Below are 7,705 nucleotides of genomic sequence, written 5' to 3'. Positions count from 1 at the left end.
CGTCAAGGACCTGCTGGGGCACGGAGCTGTCGATGGTCAGCAGGGCCAGCACCTGGCCGCCTTCCGTCTGGCGTGCCACCTGCATGCCGGCGATGTTGATGTTGTTCATGCCCAGGATGTGGCCGATCGTGCCGATCACGCCGGGGCGGTCCGAGTAGGCAACCACCACGAGGTGTTCGCTGATCGGGATTTCCACCTCGTAGCCGTTGACGCCGACCAGTTTCTGGATCTGCTTCGGGCCCGTCAGGGTTCCGGCGACGGAGATCTGGCTGCCGTCGCTGAGGGCGCCGCGCAGGGTCAGGACGTTGCGGTACGACTCGGTGTCCGGCGTCGTGATGAGGCGGACGTTTATGCCGCGCTGCTCGGCGATGACGGGTGCGTTGACGTAGGAGACCTGCTCGGTCACGACGTCGGCGAAGATGCCCTTGAGCGCCGCGAGTTCCAGGACCTTGACATCGAGCGAGGAGATCTCGCCGGCCACCTCGACGTCGAACTGGGTGAGGGAGGCATGGGTCAGCGCGGTGAAGATGCGGCCCAGCTTTTCCATCAGCGGGATGCCGGGGCGGACGTCCGGGGCGATGACACCGCCGGCGACGTTGACGGCGTCGGGGACCAGTTCGCCGGCCAGAGCCAGGCGGACGGACTTGGCGACGGAGACGCCGGCCTTCTCCTGGGCCTCGTCGGTGGAGGCGCCCAGGTGCGGGGTCACCACGACGTTGTCGAGTTTGAAGAACGGCAGGTCGGTGCTGGGTTCCTTGGAGAAGACGTCGACGCCGGCGCCGGCGATGTCACCGGCCTGCAGCGCGGTATAGAGGGCTTCCTCGTCCACCAGGCCGCCGCGGGCGACGTTGACGACGTACGCCGTGCTCTTCATCTTCTTGAACGCCTCGGCGCCGAGCATGCCGACGGTTTCCGGGGTCTTGGGCATGTGGATGGTGATGAAGTCCGACTGGGCCAGGAGCTCGTCGAGCGTCACCAGCTGCACGCCGAGCTGGGCGGCCCGGGCGGAGGTGATGTAGGGGTCGTACGCGAGGATCTTGGTGTCGAAGCCCTTCAGGCGGGCCGCGACGAGGGCGCCGATCCGGCCCAGGCCGATGATGCCGATCTTCTTCTCGAAGAGCTCGATGCCGGTGTACTTGGAGCGCTTCCACTCCCCGTCCTTGAGGGCGGAGCTGGCCTGCGGGATGTGGCGGGCGAGGCTCAGGATGTGCCCGACGGTCAGTTCGGCGGCGGAGACGATGTTGGAGGTCGGCGCGTTGACCACCATGACGCCGGCCTGGGTGGCCGCCTTGATGTCCACGTTGTCCAGGCCGACGCCGGCGCGGGCGATGACCTTGAGGTTCTTGGCGGCGGCGATGGCCTCGGCGTCCAACTGGGTGGCGGAGCGGACCAGGATCGCGTCGACGTCGGCGATCGCGGAGAGCAGCTGGGAACGGTCGGAGCCGTCAGTCTGGCGGATTTCAAAGTCCGGGCCGAGGGCCTCGACTGTGGCGGGCGAAAGTTCCTCAGCGAGGAGTACGACAGGTTTGGTGCTTGTCACCGGTGACCTCTTTAGCTCTCTTGTGTATCTGGTGGGGATTTTGGTGAATCGGGTGGTGCGGGTGGTGCTGGACAGCAGGGAAGCCGGACCCCAGGATGTGGTGTCCGGCTCCCCTGCCGGGCAATGCCTAGCGGGCGACTGACCCTTCGGTGTAGTCGTCTTCGTTCTTGATCCAGGAGAACAGCTTGCGCAGTTCGCGGCCGGTGGCCTCGATCGGGTGGTCTTCACCCTTCTTGCGCAGTGCCTTGAACTCCGGCGCGCCGGCGTCCTGGTCGTCGATGAAGCGCTTGGCGAAGGTGCCGTCCTGGATGTCCGCGAGGACAGCCTTCATGTTTTCCTTCACCTGCGGGGTGATGACGCGGGGGCCGGAGACGTAGTCGCCGTATTCCGCGGTGTCCGAAACGCTCCAGCGCTGCTTGGCGATGCCGCCCTCGACCATGAGGTCGACGATCAGCTTGAGCTCGTGCAGCACCTCGAAGTAGGCGACCTCGGGCTTGTAGCCGGCCTCGGTGAGGGTTTCGAAGCCGTACTGGATCAACTGCGAGGCGCCGCCGCAGAGGACAGCCTGCTCGCCGAAGAGGTCGGTTTCGGTCTCTTCGGTGAAGGTGGTCTCGATGACGCCCGCACGGGTGCCGCCGATCGCCTTGGCGTAGGAGAGGGCCAGTTCCTTGGCCTTGCCGGACGGGTTCTGCTCGACGGCGATCAGGTCCGGCACGCCGCGGCCGGCTTCGAACTCGCGGCGCACGATGTGGCCCGGGCCCTTGGGGGCGACGAGGGCGACGTCGACGTCGGCCGGGGGCTGGATGTAGCCGTAGCGGATGTTGAAGCCGTGGCCGAAGAACAGGGCGTCGCCCGGCTGCAGGTTCGGGGCGATGTCCTCGGCGTAGACGTGGCGCTGGACCTGGTCCGGGGTCAGGACCATGATGAGGTCGGCCTCGGCGACGGCGTCGGCAACGTTCAGGACCCGCAGGCCCTCGGCCTCGGCCTTGGCGCGGGACTTCGAGCCTTCCTTCAGGCCGACGCGGACGTCAACGCCGGAATCGCGGAGGCTGAGGGCGTGGGCGTGGCCCTGGGAGCCGTAACCGATGACGGCGACGGTGCGGCCCTGGATGATCGACAGGTCGGCGTCGTCGTCGTAAAACATTTCAGTCACTGGGGTGTCTCCTTTTGAGTGGATTCTTCGTAGATATTGTCTGTGGTGCTGCGGTACAACGGGGCGGCTCCGGCGGTGTTACGCGCTGCGGAGGGCCCTGTCACTCATGGAGCGGGATCCCCGCCCAACGGCCAAGGTGCCGGACTGCACGATTTCGCGGATGCCGAATGGCTCAAGCACTGACAAGAGTGCTGTGAGTTTCTCGGGGTGGCCCGTTGCCTCAATGACCACCGACTCTGTGGAGACGTCGACCACTGAAGCGCGGAACAGGTCTGCAGCCTGGGTGACCTGCAGGCGTGTTGCGGCATCCGCACGTACCTTGACCAGGATGTGGTCACGCTGTACGGAAGATTCGGAGGTGAGCTCGACGATCTTGATCACGTTGACCAGCTTGTTCAGCTGCTTCGTGACCTGTTCGATCAGCTCGCCATCGGCGTCGACCACCACGGTCATCCGGGACATGCCCGGGACCTCGGTGGGGCCGACGGCCAGGGAATTGATGTTGAAGGCCCGGCGGGCGAAGAGGCTGGCGACGCGGGTCAGCACACCGGGCTTGTCTTCGACCAGAACGGACAATGTGTGGCGGGTCATGTTCAGTCCTCCTCTTCCCATTCCGGGGTCATGTTGCGGGCAACCTGGATCTGGTCGTTGCTGACCCCCGCGGGGACCATCGGCCACACCATCGAGTTGGGGCTCACGACGAAGTCAATGACCACCGGGCGGTCATTGATCTCCAGCGCCTTCTGGATGGTCGCGTCGATGTCCTCGTCGCGTTCGCACCGGAAGGCAGCGCAGCCGTAGGCGTCCGCCAGCTTGACGAAGTCCGGGATGCGGACCGTGTCGTGGCCGGTGTTGAGGTCGGTGTTGGAGTAGCGGCCCTCGTAGAAAAGGGTCTGCCACTGTCGGACCATGCCCAGGGAGGAGTTGTTGATGATGGCGACCTTGATGGGGATCTTGTTAATCGCGCAGGTGGCCAGTTCCTGGTTGGTCATCTGGAAGCAGCCGTCGCCGTCGATCGCCCAGACCACGCGGTCCGGTTCGCCCACCTTGGCGCCCATGGCCGCCGGCACGGCGTAGCCCATGGTGCCGGCGCCGCCGGAGTTGAGCCAGGCGTGCGGGCGTTCGTACTTGATGAACTGTGAGGCCCACATCTGGTGCTGTCCGACGCCGGCGACATAGACGCCCTCGGGACCGGTCAGGGCGCCGATGCGTTCGATGACGCGCTGCGGGGCGCTGAGGCCGTCCTCGGGTTCGGTCCAGCCGAGCGGGTAGGTTTCCTTGAGGTTGTTAAGGAAGGCCCACCAGGTGGTCAGGTCCGGGGTGCCGAAGGCTTCGAACTGCAGGCGCAGGGCCTCGGTCAGCTCCGGGATGATCTCCTTGACCGAGCCGACAATCGGGACGTCGGCCGTGCGGTTCTTGGAGATTTCCGCCGGATCGATGTCGGCGTGGATGACCTTGGCGTTCGGGGCGAAGGACTTCAGGATGCCGGTCACACGGTCATCGAACCGGGCGCCCAGGGTGATCAGCAGGTCCGACTGCTGCAGGGCTGTCACGGCGGAAACCGTGCCGTGCATGCCCGGCATGCCCACGTGCTGGGGATGCGAGTCCGGGAAAACGCCCCGCGCCATCAGGGTGGTCACCACGGGGGCGCCGGTCAGCTCGGCCAGTTCACGCAGCTCGGCCGAGGCGTGGGCCTTGACCACTCCGCCACCGACGTAGAGCACGGGCTTGCTGGCACCGGAAATGAGCCGGGCGGCTTCRCGGACCTGCTTGCTGTGGCCGCGCACCACCGGCCGGTATCCCGGGAGATCGATCTTGGGCGGCCAGGAGAACGTCATCTGGCCCTGCTGGGCGTCCTTGGCGACGTCCACGAGGACCGGGCCCGGGCGTCCGGTGGACGCCAGGTGGAACGCCTCGGCCATCACATGCGGGATGTCGTTGGGGTCCGTGACCAGGAAGGAGTGCTTCGTGATCGGCATGGTGATCCCGACGATGTCCGCTTCCTGGAATGCGTCGGTGCCGATCACCCCGCTGGAGACCTGGCCGGTAATGGCCACTATCGGCACGGAGTCCATGTGGGCGTCCATGATGGCGGTAACGAGGTTGGTGGCACCCGGGCCCGAGGTGGCGATGCAGACGCCAACCCGTCCGGTAACCATGGCGTAGCCTTGCGCGGCGTGGCCGGCTCCCTGTTCGTGACGGACCAAAACGTGGTTCATTTTGGAAGCCATCAAGGGGTCGTAGGTGGGCAGGATCGCGCCACCGGGCAAACCGAAAATGTCCTTTACGCCGAGTTCTTCGAGCGAGCGGACAATTGCTTGCGAACCGGTCATGACCGTCGGGGGTACGACGTTGTTCGGTCCGAGGACAGGAGAGACGGCAGCAGAGTCGACGCCGGCGTCAGCCGGACGTTCGACGCGTTCCGGAGCCTTGTGGGCTCCAGTGGACTTGGTGGCCATCAGCGAGGGGCTGATCGGCGATCCTTTGCTCATCGGACTCTTCCTTTGTGGATCTTCGGTGATCGTGGAACTACTGTTTTTGTTCTGGTGGTGCGGCTGGTGCTGCGGGAAATAAAAAAACCCCTCAGCCGGCGGGCTCTTCGAGGGGTTGCGCGTGACGGTTCGTTACCAGTGAAGGCTATTGAGCCACGCGCTTGGTAAGTACGACGGAAACACCTGCAGCGCTCTCGACTGCAGTGCACTCAAATTCAGTGGCTCCGGCTGTAACGATCTCGGTCATGCGTTCAGTTTTCCCTCTGAGTGAGACGGGTGTCAACGAGCCCGGCCCGTGTCTCACTATTTGGACAATGGTGTCCACTAGCTGGTCCTCCCTGGGTGGACGGCGCTCAGCGCCGTCCACCCAGGGAAGGCACTACCCGCAGTATGCGCCCGTGGAGGCGCTGTGGACGAGCTTGGCGTACTTGGCGAGCACGCCCTTCGTGAACTTGGCCGGGAGCGGCTCCCAGCCGACCTTGCGGGCCTCGAGCTCGGCGCCGTCGACCAGGAGGTCGAAGGTGCGCGCCGCGATGTCCACGCGGATCCGGTCGCCGTCCTTGACGAACGCGATGGGGCCGCCGTCGACGGCTTCCGGCGCGACGTGGCCGATGCACAGGCCGGTGGTTCCGCCGGAGAACCGTCCGTCGGTCAGCAGCAGGACGTCCTTGCCCAGGCCCGCGCCCTTGATGGCGCCGGTGATGGCGAGCATCTCGCGCATGCCGGGGCCGCCCTTGGGGCCTTCGTAGCGGATCACAACGACGTCGCCCTTGTGGATTTCACCCTTGTCCAGGGCATCGAGCGCGCCCTGTTCGCGTTCGAACACGCGGGCCGTGCCCTCGAAGACGTCGGCGTCGAAACCGGCGCTCTTGACGACGGCGCCTTCCGGGGCCATCGAGCCGTGCAGGATGGTGATGCCGCCGGTCTTGTGGATCGGGTTGTCCAGTGCGCGCAGGATCTTGCCGTCCAGGTCCGGCGGGTTGATCGCGGCGAGGTTCTCGGCCACGGTCTTGCCGGTGACGGTGAGGCAGTCACCGTGCAGCAGGCCGGCGTCGAGCAGTGCCTTCATGATCACCGGCACGCCGCCGATCTTGTCGACGTCGGTCATCACGTAGCGGCCGAAGGGCTTGAGGTCGCCCAGGTGCGGGATCTTGTCGCCAATCCGGTTGAAGTCCTCCAGCGTCAGCTCCACCTCGGCTTCGCGGGCGATCGCGAGCAGGTGCAGCACGGCGTTGGTGGAACCGCCGAAGGCCATCGTGACGGCGATCGCGTTCTCGAACGCCTTGCGCGTCATGATGTCGCGGGCAGTGATGCCCAGGCGCAGGAGGTTGACCACGGCTTCGCCGGACTTGTGCGCAAAGGCGTCGCGGCGGCGGTCCGCGGAGGGCGGTGCGGCGGAGCCGGGCAGGGACATGCCCAGGGCCTCGCCGATGCAGGCCATGGTGTTGGCGGTATACATGCCGCCGCAGGCGCCCTCACCCGGGCAGATTGCCTTTTCGATGCGGTCCAGGTCCTCGCGGCTCATCTTGCCGGCGGCGCACGCACCGACGGCCTCAAACGCGTCGATGAGGGTGACTTCCTTTTCGGAGCCGTCCTCGAGCTTGACCCAGCCGGGCATGATGGAGCCGGCGTAGAGGAACACGGCGGCCAGGTCCAGGCGGGCAGCGGCCATCAGCATGCCCGGCAGCGACTTGTCGCAGCCGGCCAGGAGCACAGAGCCGTCGATCCGCTCGGCCTGCATGACCGTCTCGACGGAGTCGGCGATGACTTCGCGGGACACCAGGGAGAAGTGCATGCCCTCGTGGCCCATGGAGATGCCGTCCGAGACGGAGATGGTGCCGAACTGCATGGGGAACCCGCCGCCGGCGTGGACGCCTTCCTTGGCGCCTTGGGCGAGCCGGTTCAACGAAAGGTTGCAGGGGGTGATCTCGTTCCACGAGCTCGCCACGCCGATCTGCGGCTTGGCGAAGTCGTCGTCGCCCATGCCGACCGCCCGGAACATGCCGCGCGCGGGGGCGGCGTGGATTCCATCGGTAACGACCCGGCTGCGGGGCTTGATGTCCGGCTTGGTGTCTGCTGCTGTTTGGGTGTCCTGACTCATGGCTCAAAGTCTAGGGCTCTGCTACAGGCGCCAACGACCCAAGAACGGAGCGTTAAGCGGAAAACCGGGAATATTTCGATCAAATAGTGGACTCTCGTCTCACATCATGAAACCGGGGCCCCCTTTGACCTAGGCCCGGTGAGCCGCGTCACGCAGTTCCGGGGCCTCGGCGACACCTTGGGCCTCGGCCTTGAGCATCGCCAGGACCTGCTGGATGGTGGTCCGGGCCGCCACGTCCGGACGGGCCAGCGCCACGATGCTCCGGCTGGCCTTCACGCCCTCGAGCGGTCGCAGGACGAACCCCCGGCCCTGGTTGCCGACCGCCGTGTACCGCGGCAGCAGGCTCAGCCCGTGCCCGGCGCTGACCAGGGCTTCCAGGACCCGCAGATCYGGGAACTGCTGGGCCCGGACCGCCTGCG

6 protein-coding genes are annotated in these 7,705 nt (G+C 66.2%); all 6 read right to left on the bottom strand.

Translation table 11 applies throughout. The features are described 5' to 3' along the window. A partial coding sequence (gene serA, locus AC1D1S_RS17590; RefSeq protein ID WP_476995055.1) for a phosphoglycerate dehydrogenase occupies positions 1 to 1,540 on the bottom strand: 1,540 nt, incomplete at its 3' end. Between the two features lie 127 nt (positions 1,541 to 1,667). Next, complete coding sequence (gene ilvC, locus AC1D1S_RS17585; protein WP_026538933.1) at positions 1,668 to 2,693, bottom strand: ketol-acid reductoisomerase; 1,026 nt, start codon at positions 2,691 to 2,693, stop codon at positions 1,668 to 1,670. 78 nt (positions 2,694 to 2,771) lie between these two features. Next, the gene (ilvN, locus tag AC1D1S_RS17580) at positions 2,772 to 3,284 is read right to left on the bottom strand and encodes an acetolactate synthase small subunit (protein ID WP_018773531.1); all 513 of its coding nucleotides are present in this window, start codon (positions 3,282 to 3,284) and stop codon (positions 2,772 to 2,774) included. A 2-nt stretch (positions 3,285 to 3,286) separates the two neighbouring features. Next, the gene (locus AC1D1S_RS17575) at positions 3,287 to 5,185 is read right to left on the bottom strand and encodes an acetolactate synthase large subunit (protein WP_476943622.1); all 1,899 of its coding nucleotides are present in this window, start codon (positions 5,183 to 5,185) and stop codon (positions 3,287 to 3,289) included. Positions 5,186 to 5,564: 379 nt separating this feature from the next. Continuing rightward, positions 5,565 to 7,286: a dihydroxy-acid dehydratase gene (gene ilvD / locus AC1D1S_RS17570; RefSeq protein WP_026538934.1), complete on the bottom strand. Its 1,722-nt coding sequence runs from the start codon at positions 7,284 to 7,286 to the stop codon at positions 5,565 to 5,567. A gap of 129 nt (positions 7,287 to 7,415) precedes the next feature. After that, positions 7,416 to 7,705, bottom strand: a 290-nt coding sequence (locus AC1D1S_RS17565) for a LysR substrate-binding domain-containing protein (protein WP_476995054.1), incomplete at its 5' end; no start/stop codon positions are given.

The sequence above is a fragment of the Arthrobacter sp. P1_A5 genome (genome assembly GCF_056406825.1).
The sequence above is the reverse complement of the archived record's forward strand: the minus strand, read 5'-3'. Positions and strand labels throughout refer to the sequence as shown.

Excerpts from the sequence above, each read along its gene's own strand:
- ilvN (WP_018773531.1), bottom strand. The coding sequence starts at position 3,284 with ATGACCCGCCACACATTGTCCGTTCTGGTCGAAGACAAGCCCGGTGTG.
- ilvD (WP_026538934.1), bottom strand. The coding sequence starts at position 7,286 with ATGAGTCAGGACACCCAAACAGCAGCAGACACCAAGCCGGACATCAAG.